The sequence below is a fragment of the Exiguobacterium sp. s163 genome (assembly GCF_018617135.1).
GTDB lineage: Bacteria > Bacillota > Bacilli > Exiguobacteriales > Exiguobacteriaceae > Exiguobacterium > Exiguobacterium profundum.
The window spans coordinates 52,052-72,866 of record NZ_JACSJN010000003.1 but is presented as its reverse complement, the minus strand read 5'-3'; the positions used below and the strand labels follow the sequence as shown (position 1 = coordinate 72,866).

Below are 20,815 nucleotides of genomic sequence, written 5' to 3'. Positions count from 1 at the left end.
TCTTCTGAATCATATCTAGCAATTGATTCTCAATGATGCCCTCAATGAAAGAAAAAAGCCCCTCATTCAGAAAGGGGGCAGTTGTAAAGCTTGTCGTACCATAACCTTCAGGGAGGAACCGAGTGTGGTTCGGCTCTGGTCATCCATTAAAGGGTTTGCTATTGTCGCAAACAACATCGATTCAATCGAGGTGTCTGTCTCTTCAGTCTTATAGTGAAATTCAACGCTGTCTCCATAATTCGTGAACAACTCATTTAGGATTTTAACTTCATTGTCCGGTTGATATGAACCTCTCAGCACATCGCCAAATAGGTCGATACCTAACAATTCTCTGCAGTAAGGCGCCAATTCTCGGATAAGAGTATCGAAGTCTACCGTGATGTTCTTCTCTACAGATGCAAATGACTTCTTACGTTTGCCAAAGCGCATCGTGAACACATTGAAGCGATATTCCCTGCTCCCATAGGCATCCACACGTCTTGGTTTTTGAAACTCGATACCAATCGTGTACCCTTCGTGTGTGATGCTGAGAAACTCTTTACCATCCCACTCTTCAGTGGACATCCGGGATAGTCTATTCCGTTCTTCTAGAACGGGAAATGGAAGTATCGAAAATGAAAAATCCAGATTCGACCCTTTATTTCGACGTTCTTCCTGCTCTTCTTTAATCAACATGTCTTTGAATTCTTGGTTTAGGGACATGAATATCTCTCTGACATTCTTAACATTATCGGCATGTTCAAGCCGTTCCTCGTATACGTGTAGGATGAGTTGATTCACGATTCCTACATTATCCGAGGTGACCTCGCACATCACCTCGTCTTCGAAGTAAATGTTAAGCTGTCGTTGTATTTTCCGCTCGATATTCGAAGCCACATTCTTCAACATCTTCTTCGTGATATATGGAACAGTGGCAGACATGATTTCAAACGAGTGGTACTCGTGATTGCCTAAACCTTCGTATGCCTTGAACATACGCAATTGTTTCGTCATCCGGACGAACAGTTCAGATTTTCCATAGGGGATGACTTCTTTGGAAGATGATTGAAGTCGCTTCCCGCCGTTAGTTTTATACTCCAGGAATCCCTGATGGCGTATCAATTCACCCCAAGAATAATTAAGATGAAGAGTCATACCGCCAAGCTCGGGATGGCTAAGCATTCCAAGCATTCCGCCGTAGACAGCATAGTTGGTTTCGTTGGTTCGACAGTCATTCCCTGTCTTGCCGTATTTCCCTTTCGTAAAGTGATTTCCCACTTGAAATGTAAATGGAAATGGTTCCATATCAATCTCTCCCTTTAAATAAATTGTACAAGTGTACGCCATTGATTCAATATGTCCCATCTTATGCTATTTGGTGTCACGATATGACTCAAACATAGGCATCGGCGATAACAAGAATTTGTACATGTCATATATATAGAATCTTTGACAAGTCGTGTCACTTTACTTGGTTTACAATAATATATTATGTAAACCTAATAATATCAGAATCAACTTTTAGTCGAGGGAGGTACTAATCCTGTTTGAAAGTGAATAGGATGAACTATCAACAAAACATTGGTGTTCTCAACATGAGAAGCTCATCAAATGTCAATTTCATTTAAAAAAGGAGAATGTTCATGAATCAAATGAAGGAACGTGTACTATTGGACGAAATCGCAGACGGTGAAGAGTTGAATGTGGTGCTCAATTTGGGCGAGGGTGAAGTCGGCTTTGGTTCCGTTTTGCCTGTCGGTGAGGACGATGACCAATTCCGGAGCAATCAATATATGAGTCGTTTCAACAAGGGTGACTTTGATGCATCTAAGCCATTCGAGGATTTCCTTTCAGAATCAACGCTTTACACAGGAAGTGCAAAGACACGCCTTGAGGGGCTGAATCAAATCCTTGATTTTTGGGGGATTGAACCGGTTTCTGATGTCCATGTGTCGAAATTCGAACAGGACAAGGACGCTGTCGATGAACTTTTGGCAAGCGGCAACGATTTTGTGATTTACATGTTGTGAGAGGAGGTTACTTCCTCTCATTTTTTTGTCAGAGAATGTTTTAGGAGGGATAGATTATGATTTCAGGTTACGCTTTGATTTCTGTAAACAGTGAAGGGAAAGGAAAACTATACGAGTTAGATGGCGAGAAGGTCGCCTTCACGTACTTGAATATTCAGCATGGAAGAGCTATAGAGATGGAAGATGAGGATATTGTCGAACAATTGACCCCAACGAATCAAAAGGACGTGTTATTGATGGTGTTCTTCAGCTATCACGGGGAAGGTGGAACATCCGGATTTGAATGGGATGAATATGAAGATTGGCTTGAGGTCGAAGCATTCCAAGTTCTTCAGGAGAACCATGAGGCGCACTATCTGGAAAATCTAAATGTTCTAGTTCAATCACTAGAGAATCATTGGACTGGGATGACGGACGAGCTGTATGTTGCGGAGAGGAATCGTCTTATCGGAGAATACGAAGAATTTTTCGGGAAGAAATACGAGGAACCGAATGTTGTTGGAATGACAAATCCATCGGTTGAATTGGAGTTGAACTGAATGAATGAGAGAAAAGCAGACATCCATGACACGATAGTTCAAAAATACCTGTTACAACTCCCTTATGATGCCAATCAATTGGTCACATATGAAGAGGCAAACGATTTGATGGTCAATCACGTGGTATCGGTCTTCAAACGGAGGATTAGATTGACTGAGAAACGAGAGTATACTATTCGAGAATTGGCAAAGATGCTCGCATATGTCGAGGAACAAGTAGGAAATGCAATCTCGAAAGCCTGTCAGGACGAATTTGAAGATTAAGAAATATGGTGTCGATTTGAACCACAAACAACGATGAATCGAAAGGGGATAGGTAAGATGACAGATAAGAAGAAGGTGACACCTGAGCAGTTGGTTCAGGTGATTGGTGCATTGGGTGATGCATTCGGTCGTGAAGCAGAGAAAAAACACTCTCCGGCATGTGCAAAATATATCGAAGAATACGGGGAAACGTTACTCGACCCCGAACATTTTGGATTATTGGTAACGTTTGATTTGGAACAATTACAAGATTTGTTATCGTATAACCTCCTCAATGTGGAGCAAGAAGCAAAGGGGGTGGCTTATACACCCGAACAGATTCATGCCTTGCAACTATTGATGACAAACTATGCGATGATTGAACACCAACTTGATGTACTTATCGTGAAGCATGAAGGTTCTCCTTGCTCGGCGGACAAGACCCGCTATATCTTAAAGTTATATAGAGACTTCATCGTCACTGGAGAAGAACCGTCCTTCGGTGAACGCTGTCACTATTGGATTCCTAAAAAGGGGACATGTGAAGCGTGGATGAATTTTACGAAATCCATCCCGCCGTTCTTGCATGGTCAAGTGGATGAGTACTTTAAGACAAGAGACATCCTGGTTTCTCAGCTTGAAAAGGAGACTTCCGCTCAGAAACAGAGACAGCATGATGTAATGACAAAACATCCTTTCTATTCGGGCGATGAGCAAAAAACAAATCGTTTTAATAAAGTCGAACAAGTCTATACGTTTCATAACGAGGATGAGCTTTTAACGATTCACCAAAAGGAGAGCGGTGAATGGCAATACCGGTTAAAAGTAAACAATCAGCGATATTCGTATAAAGAACAGGAAGTAGGATTGTTTCCTGAATGGGTGACAGCCCTATTTTCGGAGCTGTGATTTCTTTATCTGATTCTAAGAGCCTATCATGGCTCTTTTTTATTTCATAGAAAAAAGAAGAGGGTTACACCTCTTCTTTGTTGGCTTTTACTGTACATTCTTTCAACACCTTATCAATCAATTCTAACGATTGTTGTTCCTTTGGGTACTCCGTCGAGAAAAACCAGAGATAGTGCCTGGCTAAATTTTTAAAGACGGGAATTCCTTTTTCAGCAAAAACGTAAAAATCTTTTGAATCTCCTAGCGCATTCAATGTTCGCATGAATTTCTCTGACACCCATTCATCGAGAGAATCCGATTCATCCCGCAATATAATATGATGAACAAATAGTTTCTCCAATGGGTCATCGAAGGTTCCGCTGAACATCCGCATCACAAGTTTGAGTAGTTTATCCAATTCGCAACTCGTGTGGCTGATATCCTGCACCTTCACCTTGTTTTTGCCCATTTCTTTTGCGTAAAGCGCAAACCTTTCTTCAGAGGAAATCGTTGAGACCTCGACTCCCAATGACAATCCTTTTGACGTGATTTCGAAAATCTCTTCATTACGATACGATGTTTTCAGTCTCGTGGCGTGAGCGGTGAGGTATTTTTGATTGACCAAATATGTCAGTTCATTCTCATCTGCCCCTTTTTTTAACCGTTCCTCTAAAGACCACCTTGAAACCTTAATCATCAAGTCCTCTTCAATCACTTCTAAATCAGATTGCAAAGCAAGACGCTCACTATCTTTCAGAAATAACTCTGAACGAGCTTGAATCACGAACTCTAATCTCGAATTGAAGAACTCGGACTTAATTTCTAAATAATTGTTCGGATGGTCTTTTACGTAACCATGCATCAGGACTTTCAACAAATGAATCCCTTCATCCTGAATTTTTTTACGTAAGACCTTCCCCTTGAATGGGAAAATCAATGAGATTCGTTCTAAGACATGTTCGTCATATTTGCGCAATACCATGGATTGACGTGCTTCATTGCGAAGACTAACCATCAAATGGTTTGGTGACGTGGCTGTTTCCAAGAAGTTGGTGTGATGACTTTGACCTACAACTTTCCCACTTTCAAGAAAGCGTACATACTCATGCCGATTCTCATCTTTGCTTCCTAAATACATCGATAGTTCGACTTCCATATCCCCTAGAACATACGAGGCGACTGTGATGTTGTTTAATGACCCTGAGACGCCCCGGGGTCTGCGGTATGAGTGTGCCTTTTTCCCTAACTGTGCAGGTGAAAATCCTTCGTCAAATACAAAACGTGGTGTGCTCATGATGAACATCTCCTTTGAAATAAACGGTATCCGTAGATACTCAAAATTTTAAGTATATCCTATCCTATGCAAAACGCTTATAATATTCCATGGAAATGTGACGACATTTCCGTAATCAGTCAAGCACATCCCAAATTGAACTGAAACATTCGGGAATCTAAAATAAAAGATATTCATTAATAGCCGATATATCTATCACATGTAGACATACTGCTAAGACGAAAGAAAAATTGCAAAAGTGAGGATTGTATATGAACGAAATCGGATGGTATACGATTGATGTGGATACCTATAGGCGTTTGGTGACGATTAAGGTGAGAGGAACGTTTGACGAAGCGAAGGCGGCAGAGTTTCATTCTGACTATTTAAAGTCGGTGTATCCGTTAGATACAAATGATTACCTGTTGATTCTAGACTCTCAAGGTATGGACGTCATAGACCGAGAAATGCTACCGAAACTACAAGTATCGTTCGCCTTGTATCGAAAATCGAACTTTAAAGAGATTTGCTTTATCATTTTGAACGAAGAGATTCGACAACAAGTATTGAAAGTTATCCGCTTCTCAGGGATTGCTGAGATTTCCGATGTGACATATATCCTCCCTGAAGAATTAGAGAAAAAAATTGAACGTCATATTATCAGATGAGAAACAATCATGATGTACATGAAAAGAGGACGAGAAATCGTTCTCTTTTTCATGTTTTATACTCAAAAAAATGAGTATAGGGACAAAAGTAAATACATGATAAGCTGATACGTGTTGTAATCATATACTGAGACCAGTTTGAATAGAGGGGGAGACGGATGTTCCATCACGTTAAAATCCGTAATATTGAAATCTATCATCCACAAAATACCGTAGACAATGCGTATTATATTGAGCATTTCAAGAAGCAAGGCAAAGATGTCGAAGGATTCTTGAACCATATGGGTAAAAAGAAGCGCCATATCATCAAAGACCCTGAAGAAACGGGCTTGACGATGGCGATTAAGGCTGTCGAGAAGGCTTTTGAAAGCTCGGAACTTACGATGAAGGATATCGACATGATACTATTCTCGACACAGGCGCCGGAATATTCAATTCCATCCAATGCCATGATGATTCATGAGGCGTTCAAAGGAAAAAGCAATACCCGTGTCATGGATATCAATGCAAGCTGTGCAGGGATGACCATTGCCGTCGAGCAGGTTTCGATGTACATGCGAGCAAATCCTCAAATGAAGCGAGCGCTTGTCATTGGTTCGGAACAACTCTCTATCCTTTCGAACCCTAAAGAGGAAATATCATATGCGACACTGGCAGACGCCGCTTGTGCCGTCATTTTAGAGAAGACTACCGAGAATACAGGATTCATCGATGCCGAATATCATACATATTCAGCAAATACAGACAAAATTCTATATCCGATTGAAGGGATGAGCGGTGTATTGTCAGGACGAGGAGAAGGGAAGTTTCTGCGATTCCTGCCGTTCGACACCTCCTTCGGCGCACCGATTACCGACAGAATGATAGAGGATTTGTTATCACGTAACCATCTGAAGATTCAAGACATCAATGCTTTCTGTCTTTCACAATTTGCCTATAGCGACTCGACACGTCTACAGGAGCGGTTCCAAATCGACATGAACAAAATCCTGTATGTAGGAGATAGATACGGGTATACAGGCACATCTAGTCCGTTCATCGCATTCTATGAAGGTGTGAAGAGCGGAAAGATTCAACGGGGGGACTTGGTCTTGTTCTGGACTGTCGGGGCAGGGCACCAATTCATCGCAATGCTTTTCCGATACTAAAAAGAAGCCGAAAGGCTTCTTTTTTCTTCTTTATGAATGCCGAAGAGGAATTCTATACATTTGTTCGATGTGGTCTGCATTGTCATCATCGATACGCATGTCTCCATTCAATTGTGTATGGCTGAGATTAAGTTCGTCCGTAGAGGTTGAGATTGATACGAAGTCATTAATACTGCATGCCTTCAAATTCATTTTGCCAGAGAGGAGTGCATATCCTCCTATAGTGACTTTTTCTGCATGAAGGGATAGTGTTTCAAGTCTTGCATTTTCTAAGACCGAAAGATTCTCAACCTCATTTTTTCTTGCACCAATCGTACATGATTCGATTCTTACAACATCTTTGATGGTTCCATCAAAGATGAACATTTGCGAATTCTTAATAACGGGTCCACCGGCAATGACAACATTGTCGCCAAATATCGTGCTATTCTCAATTTCGATAAATCCTGTCATAGTGATGTCACCACCTTGAACGATGGAGTTATTGACGATGCATTTCCCTCTCATTGTCACTGTGCCTTGCACATGTGAATCAAAAACACTGGAGTCGTGTTCAATTTTACTATTCCCACAGATTGCAGAGAGACCATACACCTTCGCATAATGTCTGACGGTTGCATTGTCTATCACATAACTATTTTCGCAAACTTTTGCATCATCAAAAATCCAGGCTGAAGAGGTCATAGACAACGTACTCTCATCCTCGACCCAACCTCCGAAATCTCCCTTTTTGACACCGTGCTCAGGGATATCACGCAATGCACGAATGCGATACATTTTGCGCTCCACGTTGTCGATTTCAAACATGGTCATTGTTTCGTATGCTAATTCATATTTTTCATTTGGCATGAATGACACTCCTTTTTAGATATTCGTGTTTCGTACACAACTGTATTGTCTTTATTTTTTTATCATAAGCAGTAACGGTGCCATTCATGAAAAAAGACCCCATGAATCGAGCGGGTCTTTAAGGATATTGTTTCTTCCATTCGCTTGTCATGTTCGCATGAGCTTGTTCTAATCCAAGAGCAATCTTTTCTGCATTCTCGTCAGACACTTGAATATCACCGTTCAATTGAGCGAATTTCAGGTCAAAGGTCTTATCTTTCGTCGAAACGTATACGAATTCCTCAATGGTCGATGCCTGCAGATTCACGCTTCCACTTAAGAAGGCATACCCACCGATATGGACATTTGCGGCAGAGAGTCGAAGGTTCTTCAATATTGACTCATCGCCAATCGAGAGACTGGCAATCTTTCTATCGGCTTCTGTTACATCTATCAGTCTCGCATTTCCTTTGATGAGAATGTTTTTAGCTTCAACCTCCTTGCTCCCAATAGACGTTTTTGAAATGACAGAATTTCCTTCTGCCGTGAAGGATGAAACGAACAATCTACTGCTAGAAATCTGTGTTTTTCCTTGTAATGTGACGTCATGTCCAAAAATCGAAGAAGCATCTACCTTTGAATCATATAAGATTGATATTTTTCCATCGAGCATTGACCGTGTAACCATCGAATCGTCTAAAACCAATACATCATCACGCAACGTACTGTCATCAATGATGGCAGTGTGAGAGACTCGACAACGGTCGCTGATGATTGACGCACCATAGACCTTTGCCTGATGGGTGACAGAGGCACCATTTTGGACAACACTGTAGCCACAGACCTTGGCTTCGAGAAAAATCCACGACGTCGCTTTTGGTGATAAGTTTCTTTCGTGTTCCACCCAACCTCCGAGGTCGCCTTTTTTCACTCCTTGTTTAGGGATGTCTTTCAGTGCACGGATGCGATACATCGTCCGTTCTTCACCACCGATGTAGAATTTCTTTTTGGATTTAAGAACCAACTCGAATTTATCGTTTGTCATTTTCTCCACTTATGACACTCCTTGTTTAAGTAATCGTGTTTCTCACACAACAGTATTTTAGTTATTCTTTATGATAAGCAAGGGATGTACTCATTATAAGACAATCGATAGAGTCCACACGTGTGGACTGTAAAAAAAAGAAGCCCGAGGGCTCCCTTGATTAATTCCTCAAAACATCTTGCTGACTTTAATGTTCTCTTCGATGATTGATACATTTGTATCATCGATTTCGATGTCTCCTGAAAGATAGGATGCCTTCAAGAGGAGCGTCTTGCTCTTCAATTGAATAGATACAAAATCTGTGATTTGAGACGAGTAGAGTCTCAAGCGTCCAGATATAGAAGCCTGTCCGGTGATTATGATGTTCTCGCCCTCAAGGACTAGATTCTCCAATATCGCTCGACCAGAAATGACAACACTTGATAGTGGTCTTTCTTCACCTGAGACGAAACGCATTTTTGCGAAATCTAAAACGGTGATTTTCTTTGCTTTTTCACTGATTTTTCCGATGTTGGAATGTTCAATGGTGCCATAATCAGAAACAATGAAGTCCTCAATAAACAGTTGTGAGCCTTCGATTGATGCCCGCTCTTTAATCGAAATGTTTTTTCCGACAATGCGAGACCTGGTTACGGTACTCTCACCATACATCAAGATATTCCCGCTTAGTTCCGAATCTTCAAGCGATGTGTTCTCAAAAAGTGACGATGTCCCTCCTATGGTAGAGTCAATCACTTCAGCGTTACCAGATACCCGACAATTCCCCATGATGTAGGAATTGCCGAATACTTGTGCGTTGTCCATGACAATCGCATCCTCTCGCACCATACTATTGCCGCACACTTTTGCCTCTCCTCTAATCCAAGAACCTTGATGTTTCGACAGATTGCTTTCATGTTCGACCCATCCCCCGATTTCGCCTTCGAGCACATCGTTTTCAGGTATGGCACGCAAGGCGCAGATACGATACATTTTTCGTTCAAGACCGTCAATTTCAAATAAGGTCATGGTATCCGCCAGTAGTTCGAATTTTGTATTTTTATTTTCCATTTCTGATACTCCTTATTCATAGTAGCTAATTCATGGTTGAGAAGGGGACATGTATAAGAGGAAGACCACCACAAAAGGTGATGGTCTCTATAACATCACACAAGTATCCCCAACATACTCGACATTTGTAATTTTATGATGTGTCCCATTCTTTTTCTCAATATGAACCATATCAGAAATAATGGTGTTTGAGCACAATGAAATGTTCCCTACGATTTTCGTGTATCCATCTACACGAACCTTGTTCCCGTTAATTTGCACGCCATTTACCAAGAGAGCGTGTCCATCAATCTGAATGTCGTTTGCTCCATCGATATGAGTTTCATTGAGCTCGCATTTACCCAAAAAAGTACATTTTGAAGTCATTTCACTTAAAGGTAGTCCTATTGTAGAATTGACAATTCGAACATTGTCTTTAAATGAAAGTTCCGAACCGAATATTGAGGTACCAACGATATGAGCTTGGTTTGAAATATCACTTAAAAACATATCGACATGAGAATCATCGACAAAAACGTTGTCTTTGATGCAAGTAGTACCATAGATTTTGCTCTTTTTTACGGTGGCATACCCTTTTATAAGACACACGCCTTGTACTTGTGAATTAATAACCGTCACATTTTCCTTGAGTTTTGCATTTTCAAGGATGCGACTTTCGCCGAACACATGACTCTTCCCACTGACGTCAGCTTTTCCAGAGATAAGCGACTCGTCTTCGATGACCGCATCACCATATACTTTCGCATCTTCAGCTACCCACGCCTCATTGTTGTGGGGGAGGTTGGACACTTTTTGAATCCATCCACCGAGGTCTCCGGCTTTGACATTATGTCTCGGAATGTCGATGAGTGCCCGGATACGCTTCAATACTGTGTACCTTGAAATGTAAGCCGTCTCATTTGTGAACTCATACTTTCGTTGTTTCGCCATACGCAACCACTCCCTTGAAATAAATAGTGTACAGAACACGGATATCCGTTTTGATACACAACTGCATTGTTATTGATATTCCATGTTATGTGGAGATGTGAGCGAATATGCAAATAGATGAAAACATAAAAAAAACCGCTCAAGAGCGGCTTTCAATAGAATGAAGTACTTGTTTTAGTTCTTCTTCGGTTTCAACTCGAAAGAGATTGTCCGTCACTTTATAGCAAAGGTATTTCTTTTCCCATTTCTTACGTCTACGTTTCTTCTTGGGAATTCTTCGGGGAGGGGCTTCCGAGACGAATTGAATCTCGGCAATCTCCAATTTATCAAAGCTGAAGAATCCCTTGACCACCGATGCGCCATATCCGTTAGGGAAGCGATAAATCCGATGATTCTCCATTTTCTCTGCTCGTTCTGCGAAAAAAGCGATATGTTCTGGTGCAGTCTTTTTCAATGTATCTGCAAGAAACTGAAATTCCTTTTGGATTTGGCTCTTTTTGTCCGTAATCAAATACTTTCTGTACATCAGATAACACTCCTAATCATTTCATAGCTTTATTCTACAGACTCTCATGAATCCTTACAATATCTTCCGTAAGAATGTGCAAGCGAGGTTGGCGTGTGTATAATGAAGTTATGTATCAAAATACAGAGATTGTTTCATCAGGAGGGATGACATGAAACGATTGGCAGAACATGTGAATGTGACGGAATCTGAATTTGAAAAATTAGTAGAACGATTCGGAAAACCGGTCGTCAAACAAAAAGTAAAACTACTTAACGAAAAACGGAAAAAGGGTGACTTGCCGATTCGGGACGGAAGTGACTTCCAATCACTCATTCGTGTCGGGAACCAACAGAAAGTACAGCCGATTCGTTCTCGTGAAGGGTTAGAGGACATTCGCTCTTACTTTGAGCGCCGCTCGAAGAGGGACTACTTCTTGTTTGTCATGGGCATCAATGTAGGTGTTCGTATCGGAGATTTGTTGAAACTGCAGGTGCGCCATGTCAGAGACCGAGAATACCTGACCATCCGTGAAGAAAAGACCGGAAAGACAAAACGTTTCCGACTGAATGCGATGCTTCGCAACATCATCGAGGAATATACGGCGGACAAGGAAGATACAGACTATCTCTTTCCGTCCAAAAAGACGAAAGAACCTATCAGCCGTGTCCAAGCCTATCGAATCATGAAAGAGGCAGGAGAGGCGCTCGGTATGGAGAATGTCGGGACTCACTCGTTGCGTAAGAGCTTCGGTTATCATTTCTATCAGAAGAACAAGGATATCGCCATGTTGCAAGATATTTTCAACCACTCGTCCGAGAGGGTCACGAAGATATATATCGGGATTGCACAGGATGAGATTGATAGAGCAATGGATGACTTCTTTATTTGATAACTGGAGAGGGAGCAGGGTGAAAGAATGAAGAGAATCGAACAAGATATTGATAGACAATGGGCTTCCTACCTCCATGACGAAGGCAGGGATGAACGAAGTGAACAGGAACAGAATCAAGACATTTACTTGAGTCGGTTATGGTCGATGCTGTTATTCCTACTTGGGAGCGTCGAAAATGCCTCAAATTCAAGCTATATGCTCCAAGTCGTCAAGACGATGGGGGGAGATAATCGCTTCCCACATCTTCATCGGCATCTGTGGAAATCGAATCAAAGTCTTTACATCATCTCGCTCTGTAGACTCGTGGAGCGACCTTCTCGTGATAAGTCGAATGATGTTGTGAATGTCAGCATCTATTCTTTCCTGGAGCAGTTAGAAGAGCATTATGACGTGGTAACGGACAACGGAAGGGTTTTCCCGAACGAGCCTTTCGGGATAGAGGTCATTCAAGAAGCACGGAGACGACTCAACAAGCATCAAGATTCCATGAATGCATTGTTCATGATTCGAAATAAGTTAGAAGGTCATACGGATTATGAATATGCCTTGAATCAAAAAAGAATCATGAAGGACGTTGGAAAGTTTCAAGAAAGACATTTCATGCTTTATGAGGAATGTCGTGATATCGTTCGAGAGTTCTTCAAACTGCTTTGTTTCCATACCCCAGAAAGCTTCAACAGAGAGGTCTTGATAGCCGATGAGTTGAAGCATGCCGCCAAAGTGATACGAAGTATGAACAAGAGACCATAAGAGGTCTCTTTTTTAATTTTTATTTTGACTTTAGTCAAAAAATAAATTGTGTTATAGTTTATTTATGAATAATTGATTGGCGTATCGAGTCCAGTTCTCCGGCATTTCCGGAACAGCGATTGAATAGGATAAAAGGTCATTTAATAACAGGAGCATATTTGCCTATTCGGAAGGAGAAATGGAAATGAAGTATTTCTTAGAAAAAGAGGATGCCTTTTCGTATATCAAGGAAAATTATGAATCACTCGGGTTGCACGGCATTTTTTTCTTAGTTGAGCCACTGGATGCGGGCGACGAGAAAAGATATTGGGTGTCTCAATTGCATTCTGAGGTGACAGCAAGAATGTCGAGTCTCGTCAAATATTCTGAACCAGAATTGGAAGAGAAGCGATACCGGTTGTGGGAGTTCATATCAATGGCTCAATGGGAAGATGGATTGAAGAATGCTCATTATCTATACCGAGATTATCAACTTGCATTCCCTAATGAGAACTTGCCACTTATGAAGAAAGAGAAAAAACTAAGCACCTTTACAAACATCAGTTTTATTATCGTCAATTAATCAGTATCAAAGTCTCCAGTTAGCGTACCATTCTTCCCCGTCATAACGGTTGAGCATCTCGCCACGATGAGTGGCATCCGTGACGATGGAAGGCAATGCGTTCTCAAACATCGAGTCTTCGACATGGTACAGGAGCAACCAGTAGCCACCGGCTTCCCTCTCGACGAATGCCAAGCAATGTTCAGGGTATTTGCTCTCAGTCACGATGAGATACCCTGGCTGAAAATGGTCTCGTAGTACAGGGCGCCAAATCATATACAACATATGCTCTTCCATACTGACGATGACGGTACCAATGAATGTGAACATCTTATCCCTCCTGAAATGAGTGTAACAGAAGTGGATGAGATGAGGATGAATAGGAGGTCTAGTGATGATTACGACAGAGAAGTGTAAATGGTGTGAAGGAAGCGGCATCGACAGTGATGGTGTTGCAATGGGAAACCCTTATCCATGTTCTGATTGTGAAGGAACGGGTTTCAAGCATAAGCAAGCGGGACGCACGCTCTTTTTAGAAGAGTGGAATCGTGAAGATGAAACGATTGGAATGGATGACAATCCAGTCCGTCGATTAATGCAGGAAGAGAGAGGTTGATGGCATATGAACGATGCATATGAAGTCATTTATAAAGTGGGTACAAGTGATGAAATTCGTGAGGTCGTGTTGTCACCATATGAGCACGCAGTGGAGGAGAGACTGGAGAAAAAGTGTAAGCACGGTTATAAGCGGTATATTCTCGGCAGTTACATTATCAGCATTACAAAAATCCCATACGAACAGGTTCGTCTATCGGACTTGTCTCTTGAGGAGCTACTTGAAACGCTCAAAGATTTTAAGGATTTGGGTCTCTTATAAAAAACAGGAGGTAGCTTGTCAGTCACTTTGAAAAAGTGGAGGGTTTGCCAAGTGCCGATTTGTTCTTAATGTTGTTAGGTGTCGAATTGTAATAATTCTATCAAGTCAATAATAAACAATGAGGAGTGACTTTATGAAAATCATCGTGAATAACACGGCAGAGCTCAAGCTAATCCAGGAATTCGCAGAACTATTATGTGGAGGCGGATTAGAAGCGGTTGAGAAAGACGACATCGAATGTTCTGCAGATGGGAATACACCATACTTTTCGAATGACGAGTACCTGTTCCTCAACAATGCGTTTCAGAATCTAACGGTCGAGACCGACGCAAAAGAAACGCCGTTAGAAACAGATGCAGATATCGTTGTTGGGACGTGTGTGTCATGTGGTAAGAAAACGGAAGGGGTTCTGGATGCTCAAGATGTGGATTATGAGGAATACAAACGTCTGACATCGAAAGAATCAATCGAAGATTGGAAATGTATGGACTGCTATTCATTATGATGGGCTTAAAAGGAGATGTTCAAAAACATCTCCTTCTCATTAAATCAGGATAATAAAGAGGTGGTATGAATGACAGTACAAGAACTATTAGATGAATTAAACAAGGTCGAGAACAAAGAAAAAGTAGTCATCTTTGAGGTCGATGATATCTTGACCTATGCACATGGCTATCAATTCCTCGCCGAATGTGTAAACGAAGACGACGACATTATCAAAATCTCTTAACAAGGAGTGTCTATCATGTCTGAGATGAACATTGAACATCAAAGCCTTATCTTGAATCAGATGGAGAGTGAAGGTTACATTCTTGAAATCGTCCCCCACGACCAATCTGAGGTATCAAGTGACAATGACGAGCTCATTGAAAAAGGGATGTTAAAGAAAATCACTTATACGGCGTCCATCTTTAATTCGGATATCACAGACTTAATCGATGCACGTTCGTGCGAGACATTTGCTGAAGCATTGAAATGGGCGACAAAATGGTATCTATCTTTCTCTAAAAAGAAAATCGAGATTCAATGAATAGGAGTGAAATATATGAATAAACAAGACTTGCTCACAGAGGAAAATGCACTGAAAAACATCGTCAACTATGCAATGAACGTTTTCCCAAAATCGTTCATCAACAATTCGAATGAGTTCATTATTGAGCCACGTAACAATGTGTATTTCGGACTGTATGATGTGAAGACTGAGTTTGATTTTCGTTGTAAGATGTTCGAATGGTTGTCACGACCAATCGCTTATGAATTGAACAAATATTGGGCACCAAAACTACTAAACGGCTTTAACCGGTTGTTGAAAACTAATTTCACGAAATCGGATATGGAAATTATCTATGCCAAACTCGGGAATTGTGTCAATCGTCCGTTGACCATTCGATTCATCGAGTCAGGTTACGACCTTTCGATTTTGACGGATTCCAATCAAACAAGACAAGGGGCGTGAATAGGGTGAATCGACATACGTATGCACAATGGGGAGAAGAAGCATTGTCCATCTTAGCAAAGGGGACGTATACCGCTCCGAGCGGGAAGGAGAACGATATCAAGGAGCTTCTCACGACATCCATCGTCTCAAGTAAGCTCTATACGCCGAAGGAGGTCACACGGATGGATGCGGAAATGCCGGTCGTTGATAACCGACAGCATACGAGCATCGAAGTGACAAATGAAACAACTTTGGAAGCCTCAAAACGTCTTGTAACTGAAGGAGAAAAAGTTGTCTGTCTAAATTTCGCATCAGGTAAACATCCAGGCGGAGGGTTCTTGAGTGGAGCACGTGCCCAAGAAGAGAGTCTCGCACGTTCGTCCGGTTTGTATCCGACCATCGCACAAATGAAAGAGATGTATCAACACAACAAGAAGAAATGGGGATATTACTCGGACTATATGGTGTATTCCCCTAATGTTCCGGTGTTTCGTGCAGATACGGGGGAATTCGAAGAGAATCCTTACGTCGTCTCAATGATTACATCACCGGCTGTCAACGCTTCAATCGTGATGCGTTCAAACCCTTCTGAACGAAAGGTCATCTCGAACAAGATGAAAGAACGTATTCGCAAGGTGCTTGCGGTTGCTCGTGCGAATGGGGATGATGTCATCGTCTTGGGAGCATTCGGATGCGGTGTATTTGGAAACTCTCCTACAGAAGTAGCAAGACTCTTCAAAGAGGCTTTAGAGGATGAACGATACAAAGGGTGGTTCAAGAAGGTGGTCTTTGCCATCTATGAGCCAGGAAATCCTAAGAACAAACCTGCGTTTGAGCAGTTGTTTGGAATCACGAATCAATGATAGTGAAAGGAGTCGATAATCTTGCTGAAAGTAAACAAAGATGAAGATAAATGGTCACGGTGCTATTCTTGTTACGCCGATGAAGACTTATTACGTATAACCATTGGACTCGATGACAGTAACGCCTGTGGTCAATCACAGTTGATACTCTGTCCGAAGTGTCTTTCTACTCTTCATGAGAAAACGAAACCTTTTCTTCAGGACGACTGCAATACATGACAATGAAACCACGAAGATTCGTTCTTTGTGGTTTTTCTTTTTGACATTTTGTTTTTAGTTACTCCAGAGCATAGGATACAGAAACGGAAAAATGGTGTGAATATCACAATATAGTTAGGTAAACAAATCTGTTAGAGGAGTGTTGCGGATGAGTTGTACAGAGGTGTATGGCATCCATCAGGATGGTTCGGTGAAGTTGTATGAGGAAGTTGATAATTCATGGGGAATGCACCCGTTTATCTGGCGTGAGATTGAAGAACGCCATCTTCCGATTTTTCGCCCACACTCTATTCCTGCGAGAATCCCAGACGATAAGATTGAATCTTATATGGGTTTTCGACCATCACGTTTCTCACTTGAGGGACTGAAAGAGATATGGGATTTATTTAATACTCAACGGCTTACGAAGACGGAGAGATGGATGTTGGGGAGTACATTTGACCGGGTCATTGTCATGAAGGAAGGATTTGACGAACTGATTCAAGCATTTCGTACATTCTCAGATAAAGAGAATCATAGCCTCAATGAATTGGCGAATGTCTATGAAAAGATGCAGGCAGACGATGACATCATCGGTGTCGCTTGGAGTACTAGCTTGGGGGATTATCCCTGGTTTGATGTCGAGTGGGTCGATGCGAGTCATCCGGACTACGAAGAACTGGATGCCGGTGAGGATGGTTTTAGCCCGATTCATGTGCCCTACAACATCTTGACCTCTAAGAATCCAAAACATTGGATTCTAAATGAACGTATGAAGGGTTACACACAGGAGGTCTCGACATGAAACCTATCGAGATTTGCCCGACTTGTGGCGCCAAGATGGATGCAGAATTTGTAGATATCGGCATCGGATTTCAGCAATTGACACCATATGAGTGTGGCGTTTGTGAAGATGTTAAGTATCATTACTTTTCGTACAAGGAACATACGGAGTCGTTAGGTGCACGACCATTATCCTATGATGAATGGATAGCACAACTTCCTACGAGTCAAATGAAAACAAAGGAGAGTGAATGATGATGGCGACAGATAAACAAAAAGCTTTAATCAAGCGAATTGAGAGGTATCTTCCGGTCAAATATGAAGGGAATAGTGTGAAGGATGCAAGTGCGTTCATCACGAAGCATCTCCCTGAATATCGGGAAGTGGTTGAAATTTGTAGTTCAGCGATGTATGACGCCTTGATGGTGGGCGACCATTAATTGAAATGGAGATGAAGGAAAATGTACATTCGATATGAGTTATTTTTCGATGGTATCCCTCAAGACATCGGGTTCATGAATGGCTTGGGAGAAATCGAACTGAGCTACGACGAGAACGAAGAGCTGATGGACGTGTTCGAAAAAGAGTTGCCGCTCGTTCCTCAAAGTGCATATAAAGATTCATGTTCAGCGTTTTATCCGGCATGCTACTTCACCGAGCAGGGGATACGGAAGTTTGACAAGCACATCGAATGTTTGATTGATGCAATCCATAACAAACAATGCAACTGGACTGTCAATAAGATTACGTTATCAAACGTATCGAGTGAAGACATCTTATACCAAGACGATTATCAAGCGGTCATCAAGACCCCTTATGCGTCTAATGAGTTGACTGCTTAAAGAAGCCTTTTGGCTTCTTTTTCATATTCTCCTCTTCATTCGAATAAGATAACGATGTATCAATCAAAGGTGTGGATTCACAATTTACTTTAAAAAGGAGACCGATTTTATGGCAAAATTACTGAAGACGGCATCAGAAATGCAATGTGTAACACGAGAGGTCAAACATTATTTTATTTCGAAATTTTACCCTGCTCATGAGCAACGTTGTCACAATGACCGATGGATGGAGCCTGACCAATGGCTAGAAATCGAAGTGGACGAAGACACATATAAAGCGACGAAACGTTCAGATAAACGAGGGATTCAAATTGAAGAAATTCATGTCCCGTATGACGAGTTCGTTTCCAAGTGGGAAAAACAACTCCCAGTCTCACTGCGTTGGGCACAACGTTTGCCAAACCTTGAGAACGTAGAAAATGCTATTTTCGCAGTGAAACAATATGGATATATCCTTGATGTTCAATGCGAACAACTTTCTCAGCTGAACGACATTCATTCAGAGTTGAAGCTCAAAGCAAAGCGGGCTGAACGTGAAGGTCTCAATGAAATACTCGTTTCTCTCCAACCAAAACTTGAAGCGCTTCAAGCAGAGGAAGAAGTGAAACGACGTGAAAAAGCCGCCCGAGATGCTGAAAAAGCGGAGCTGAAGCGTTTGAAACGAATCGCAAAGCTGAAGAAAGAGTTGGGAGAACTGGAGCAATAAGAATAAAGTCAAACGATTAGGAAGGATGAATAAGATGGGTGCAAAAGGATTGATTCGGATTCAGGACAGCATAGAATCACTTCAGGATGACATAAGGGGAACACGAAGCTACCCACGACTTGACCGTAGATGGCAAGATGTCCTGGAGCTCAGTAGACAGAAGCGTGATGACGATAAATACCTGATGGAGTTAGATAGTTTACTCCATGTCATGGAGCGGTTATCAATCTATGAAGACATCCTGGAACACGTTCAGAAAATTGGTGGGAAACGAGTCATCGATATCGGGTGCGCTAATGGACATCAGAGTGAGGTTTTTATTAATTCTGAGGTCAAGTATTCTGGATTGGAGTTGTTTGAAGTGGATTTCTTCAATCGAGACACATGTGAATACAAGGTTGCCACCTACCCATGTGAATTAAACACATCAGACGGTGATGTCGGCGTTTCGGTTTTATGTCTGACTTGGAACTGTTTCCTGTGGGATGGAGAGAAAACATTGCATCAGCAATGTGCCGCACTCAAACGAGACTTCTCTGATTGTATTTTATATACAACATCCGATAAGTTGCCTGTCATCACACAATACTTCGCAAAAGTCGATAGAATCGGAATGAATCTTTATCATTTCAGCAATTGAGGGGGTAATTTGCTGATTCTTACCACCGCAATATAAAAGAGAGCGCATGCGCTCTCTTTTTCTTATGCAGTCACGCTTGGTCGGTCATTGTAAAGCCCTCGCACCATCTTTCGAGGTGAGGCATCGTTGTCAACGAAGGCAGTACGACCATGAGCAATCTTGTCATTGGCGAATAGGATTCCCTGATTCGATTTCAGTTTTAAAATCGTCGAGAACCCGCTTCCACGTGGGATGAGCCCACACATAAAGCCGAATGCCTCTCGTAGATGAGGGACTCGCTCGAACCCATACTCCCAATCTGCACTGGTATCCAAAGTGAAACGAGAGATGACCTCGCCATTCTCAAGCACTTTGAACGCCGGTTCGACAACTTCGACGCCATCCCCTAGAATAGAGCGTCTACGGAGAGACTCCGGATGCAACATTGCCTCCGCCCAGAGCGGATTGAATGATTTTAGCAAGTGAAATGCATTCACTGAGTCAAATAGTATCGTATCTCCACCTTCCTCGGCTTCTTGTACACAATACAGGATGGTAGCGGGAACCGCTCCAATCGGTTCGAATGTCGCATCGGAATGCAATCCTTGTGCATTACTGTTATCGAATACGACATGATTGCTCTGTTTCGAGCTTGTGATGGTGTTGAGGCTGTTCGCCCTGAACATCGTCCCAAATTTTTCACGATTATACGTAGTCACATATGTTCCACCCAAATGAAGTTTCTCTGCCACATCCAAGATTAGTTCATCCGGTTGTCGTTCATCCTCAATTTCAAATATGACAAAGCCATATTCATTAAATCGTCGTATCAACTCCAATTTTACTTCTTCCGTCAGTTTATCCACATTCACAGCTGTTGAAGCATCTCTATCATCAATCTTGCTGTTTACGCTCCGTTCTTCCACTAATACAAATGGTTTCATAATTACATCCCCCTTTGTTCTCATATCATTAAAATTTACAGGCGAAAATCCTGAATAACCCATTTTATTGGCTGAATGTTAAAATATTCATAGACTTTTTTTAAAAACCATTGATTGTGGCAGTTGCTATCGGTTAGACTATCAGTGTTGTGTCGGAAGGTTAAATGTCTGGCATGATGTCTCGTTCCCTAGTATATTTTTCATAGCCCTGAAAACTTACAAAGGTAACAAAA

31 protein-coding genes are annotated in these 20,815 nt (G+C 41.7%); 22 read left to right on the top strand and 9 right to left on the bottom strand.

The genetic code is table 11. The features are described 5' to 3' along the window. Positions 1–66: 66 nt before the first annotated feature. Complete coding sequence (locus KNO71_RS09100) at positions 67–1,284, bottom strand: hypothetical protein (RefSeq protein ID WP_214688121.1); 1,218 nt, start codon at positions 1,282–1,284, stop codon at positions 67–69. Between the two features lie 338 nt (positions 1,285–1,622). On the opposite strand from KNO71_RS09100, the gene KNO71_RS09095 reads away from it, so the two are divergent. The 4 genes from KNO71_RS09095 to KNO71_RS09080 are packed head-to-tail and all read left to right on the top strand — an operon-like array spanning position 1,623 to position 3,700. After that, a complete protein-coding gene (locus KNO71_RS09095) occupies positions 1,623–2,009 on the top strand; it encodes a hypothetical protein (RefSeq protein ID WP_214688119.1) in 387 nt (128 codons plus the stop codon). 56 nt (positions 2,010–2,065) lie between these two features. Beyond that, positions 2,066–2,548: a hypothetical protein gene (locus tag KNO71_RS09090; protein ID WP_214688118.1), complete on the top strand. Its 483-nt coding sequence runs from the start codon at positions 2,066–2,068 to the stop codon at positions 2,546–2,548. Beyond that, positions 2,549–2,812 (top strand): hypothetical protein, encoded by a 264-nt coding sequence (locus tag KNO71_RS09085; RefSeq protein ID WP_214688117.1) that lies wholly within the window; start codon positions 2,549–2,551, stop codon positions 2,810–2,812. 57 nt (positions 2,813–2,869) lie between these two features. Further along, a complete protein-coding gene (locus KNO71_RS09080; protein ID WP_214688116.1) occupies positions 2,870–3,700 on the top strand; it encodes a hypothetical protein in 831 nt (276 codons plus the stop codon). 64 nt (positions 3,701–3,764) lie between these two features. Here the strand turns inward: KNO71_RS09080 and KNO71_RS09075 are convergent, their stop codons facing one another. Then, positions 3,765–4,973 carry a hypothetical protein gene (locus KNO71_RS09075; protein WP_214688115.1) on the bottom strand — a complete coding sequence of 403 codons (1,209 nt, stop codon included), beginning with the start codon at positions 4,971–4,973 and terminating at the stop codon, positions 3,765–3,767. Between the two features lie 251 nt (positions 4,974–5,224). On the opposite strand from KNO71_RS09075, the gene KNO71_RS09070 reads away from it, so the two are divergent. After that, on the top strand, positions 5,225–5,620 hold the full coding sequence (locus KNO71_RS09070; RefSeq protein WP_214688114.1) for a hypothetical protein: 396 nt from the start codon (positions 5,225–5,227) through the stop codon (positions 5,618–5,620). Positions 5,621–5,778: 158 nt separating this feature from the next. After that, the gene (locus KNO71_RS09065; RefSeq protein WP_214688113.1) at positions 5,779–6,768 is read left to right on the top strand and encodes a ketoacyl-ACP synthase III; all 990 of its coding nucleotides are present in this window, start codon (positions 5,779–5,781) and stop codon (positions 6,766–6,768) included. A gap of 30 nt (positions 6,769–6,798) precedes the next feature. Here the strand turns inward: KNO71_RS09065 and KNO71_RS09060 are convergent, their stop codons facing one another. The 5 genes from KNO71_RS09060 to KNO71_RS09040 form a co-directional block, all read right to left on the bottom strand. Then, entirely contained in the window at positions 6,799–7,617 is an 819-nt protein-coding gene (locus KNO71_RS09060; RefSeq protein ID WP_214688111.1) for an LbetaH domain-containing protein, read from the bottom strand. A 118-nt stretch (positions 7,618–7,735) separates the two neighbouring features. Next, positions 7,736–8,641 (bottom strand): LbetaH domain-containing protein, encoded by a 906-nt coding sequence (locus KNO71_RS09055; protein WP_483298389.1) that lies wholly within the window; start codon positions 8,639–8,641, stop codon positions 7,736–7,738. Between the two features lie 168 nt (positions 8,642–8,809). After that, complete coding sequence (locus KNO71_RS09050; RefSeq protein ID WP_214688107.1) at positions 8,810–9,691, bottom strand: hypothetical protein; 882 nt, start codon at positions 9,689–9,691, stop codon at positions 8,810–8,812. An 87-nt stretch (positions 9,692–9,778) separates the two neighbouring features. Next, a complete protein-coding gene (locus KNO71_RS09045; protein ID WP_214688105.1) occupies positions 9,779–10,621 on the bottom strand; it encodes a hypothetical protein in 843 nt (280 codons plus the stop codon). A 139-nt stretch (positions 10,622–10,760) separates the two neighbouring features. Continuing rightward, entirely contained in the window at positions 10,761–11,147 is a 387-nt protein-coding gene (locus KNO71_RS09040) for a hypothetical protein (RefSeq protein ID WP_214688103.1), read from the bottom strand. A 313-nt stretch (positions 11,148–11,460) separates the two neighbouring features. On the opposite strand from KNO71_RS09040, the gene KNO71_RS09035 reads away from it, so the two are divergent. From KNO71_RS09035 to KNO71_RS09025, 3 genes are all read left to right on the top strand, one after another. Continuing rightward, a complete protein-coding gene (locus tag KNO71_RS09035) occupies positions 11,461–12,018 on the top strand; it encodes a site-specific integrase (RefSeq protein WP_353047658.1) in 558 nt (185 codons plus the stop codon). Between the two features lie 27 nt (positions 12,019–12,045). Further along, positions 12,046–12,771, top strand: a complete 726-nt coding sequence (locus KNO71_RS09030; RefSeq protein WP_214688099.1) for an AbiU2 domain-containing protein — start codon at positions 12,046–12,048, stop codon at positions 12,769–12,771. Positions 12,772–12,955: 184 nt separating this feature from the next. Then, the gene (locus KNO71_RS09025) at positions 12,956–13,333 is read left to right on the top strand and encodes a hypothetical protein (RefSeq protein ID WP_214688097.1); all 378 of its coding nucleotides are present in this window, start codon (positions 12,956–12,958) and stop codon (positions 13,331–13,333) included. Between the two features lie 6 nt (positions 13,334–13,339). Here the strand turns inward: KNO71_RS09025 and KNO71_RS09020 are convergent, their stop codons facing one another. After that, a complete protein-coding gene (locus tag KNO71_RS09020; RefSeq protein WP_214688095.1) occupies positions 13,340–13,642 on the bottom strand; it encodes a hypothetical protein in 303 nt (100 codons plus the stop codon). A 64-nt stretch (positions 13,643–13,706) separates the two neighbouring features. On the opposite strand from KNO71_RS09020, the gene KNO71_RS09015 reads away from it, so the two are divergent. From KNO71_RS09015 to KNO71_RS08955, 13 genes are all read left to right on the top strand, one after another. Next, on the top strand, positions 13,707–13,928 hold the full coding sequence (locus KNO71_RS09015; RefSeq protein ID WP_214688094.1) for a hypothetical protein: 222 nt from the start codon (positions 13,707–13,709) through the stop codon (positions 13,926–13,928). A gap of 6 nt (positions 13,929–13,934) precedes the next feature. Beyond that, positions 13,935–14,189 (top strand): hypothetical protein, encoded by a 255-nt coding sequence (locus KNO71_RS09010; RefSeq protein WP_214688093.1) that lies wholly within the window; start codon positions 13,935–13,937, stop codon positions 14,187–14,189. Positions 14,190–14,322: 133 nt separating this feature from the next. Further along, positions 14,323–14,694 (top strand): hypothetical protein, encoded by a 372-nt coding sequence (locus KNO71_RS09005; RefSeq protein ID WP_214688092.1) that lies wholly within the window; start codon positions 14,323–14,325, stop codon positions 14,692–14,694. Positions 14,695–14,763: 69 nt separating this feature from the next. Beyond that, positions 14,764–14,919 (top strand): hypothetical protein, encoded by a 156-nt coding sequence (locus KNO71_RS09000; RefSeq protein WP_214688091.1) that lies wholly within the window; start codon positions 14,764–14,766, stop codon positions 14,917–14,919. Between the two features lie 15 nt (positions 14,920–14,934). Beyond that, positions 14,935–15,219, top strand: a complete 285-nt coding sequence (locus KNO71_RS08995; protein ID WP_214688089.1) for a hypothetical protein — start codon at positions 14,935–14,937, stop codon at positions 15,217–15,219. 15 nt (positions 15,220–15,234) lie between these two features. After that, on the top strand, positions 15,235–15,645 hold the full coding sequence (locus KNO71_RS08990) for a hypothetical protein (protein ID WP_251031971.1): 411 nt from the start codon (positions 15,235–15,237) through the stop codon (positions 15,643–15,645). Positions 15,646–15,650: 5 nt separating this feature from the next. After that, on the top strand, positions 15,651–16,490 hold the full coding sequence (locus KNO71_RS08985; protein WP_353047655.1) for a TIGR02452 family protein: 840 nt from the start codon (positions 15,651–15,653) through the stop codon (positions 16,488–16,490). Positions 16,491–16,857: 367 nt separating this feature from the next. Next, positions 16,858–17,493, top strand: a complete 636-nt coding sequence (locus KNO71_RS08980; protein WP_214688085.1) for a hypothetical protein — start codon at positions 16,858–16,860, stop codon at positions 17,491–17,493. Continuing rightward, positions 17,490–17,726, top strand: coding sequence for a hypothetical protein (locus tag KNO71_RS08975; RefSeq protein ID WP_214688083.1), 237 nt, complete (start codon positions 17,490–17,492; stop codon positions 17,724–17,726). Before KNO71_RS08980 ends, KNO71_RS08975 begins: the two co-directional genes overlap by 4 nt. After that, complete coding sequence (locus KNO71_RS08970) at positions 17,726–17,911, top strand: hypothetical protein (RefSeq protein ID WP_214688081.1); 186 nt, start codon at positions 17,726–17,728, stop codon at positions 17,909–17,911. The genes KNO71_RS08975 and KNO71_RS08970 overlap by 1 nt, the downstream gene beginning before the upstream one ends. 21 nt (positions 17,912–17,932) lie before the next feature. Continuing rightward, complete coding sequence (locus KNO71_RS08965) at positions 17,933–18,313, top strand: hypothetical protein (protein ID WP_214688079.1); 381 nt, start codon at positions 17,933–17,935, stop codon at positions 18,311–18,313. Positions 18,314–18,422: 109 nt separating this feature from the next. Beyond that, complete coding sequence (locus tag KNO71_RS08960; RefSeq protein ID WP_214688077.1) at positions 18,423–19,019, top strand: hypothetical protein; 597 nt, start codon at positions 18,423–18,425, stop codon at positions 19,017–19,019. 34 nt (positions 19,020–19,053) lie between these two features. Then, positions 19,054–19,659 carry a hypothetical protein gene (locus KNO71_RS08955; RefSeq protein ID WP_214688075.1) on the top strand — a complete coding sequence of 202 codons (606 nt, stop codon included), beginning with the start codon at positions 19,054–19,056 and terminating at the stop codon, positions 19,657–19,659. A gap of 62 nt (positions 19,660–19,721) precedes the next feature. Here the strand turns inward: KNO71_RS08955 and KNO71_RS08950 are convergent, their stop codons facing one another. Further along, positions 19,722–20,582 carry a TauD/TfdA family dioxygenase gene (locus KNO71_RS08950; protein WP_214688073.1) on the bottom strand — a complete coding sequence of 287 codons (861 nt, stop codon included), beginning with the start codon at positions 20,580–20,582 and terminating at the stop codon, positions 19,722–19,724. Between the last annotated feature and the right edge of the window lie 233 nt (positions 20,583–20,815).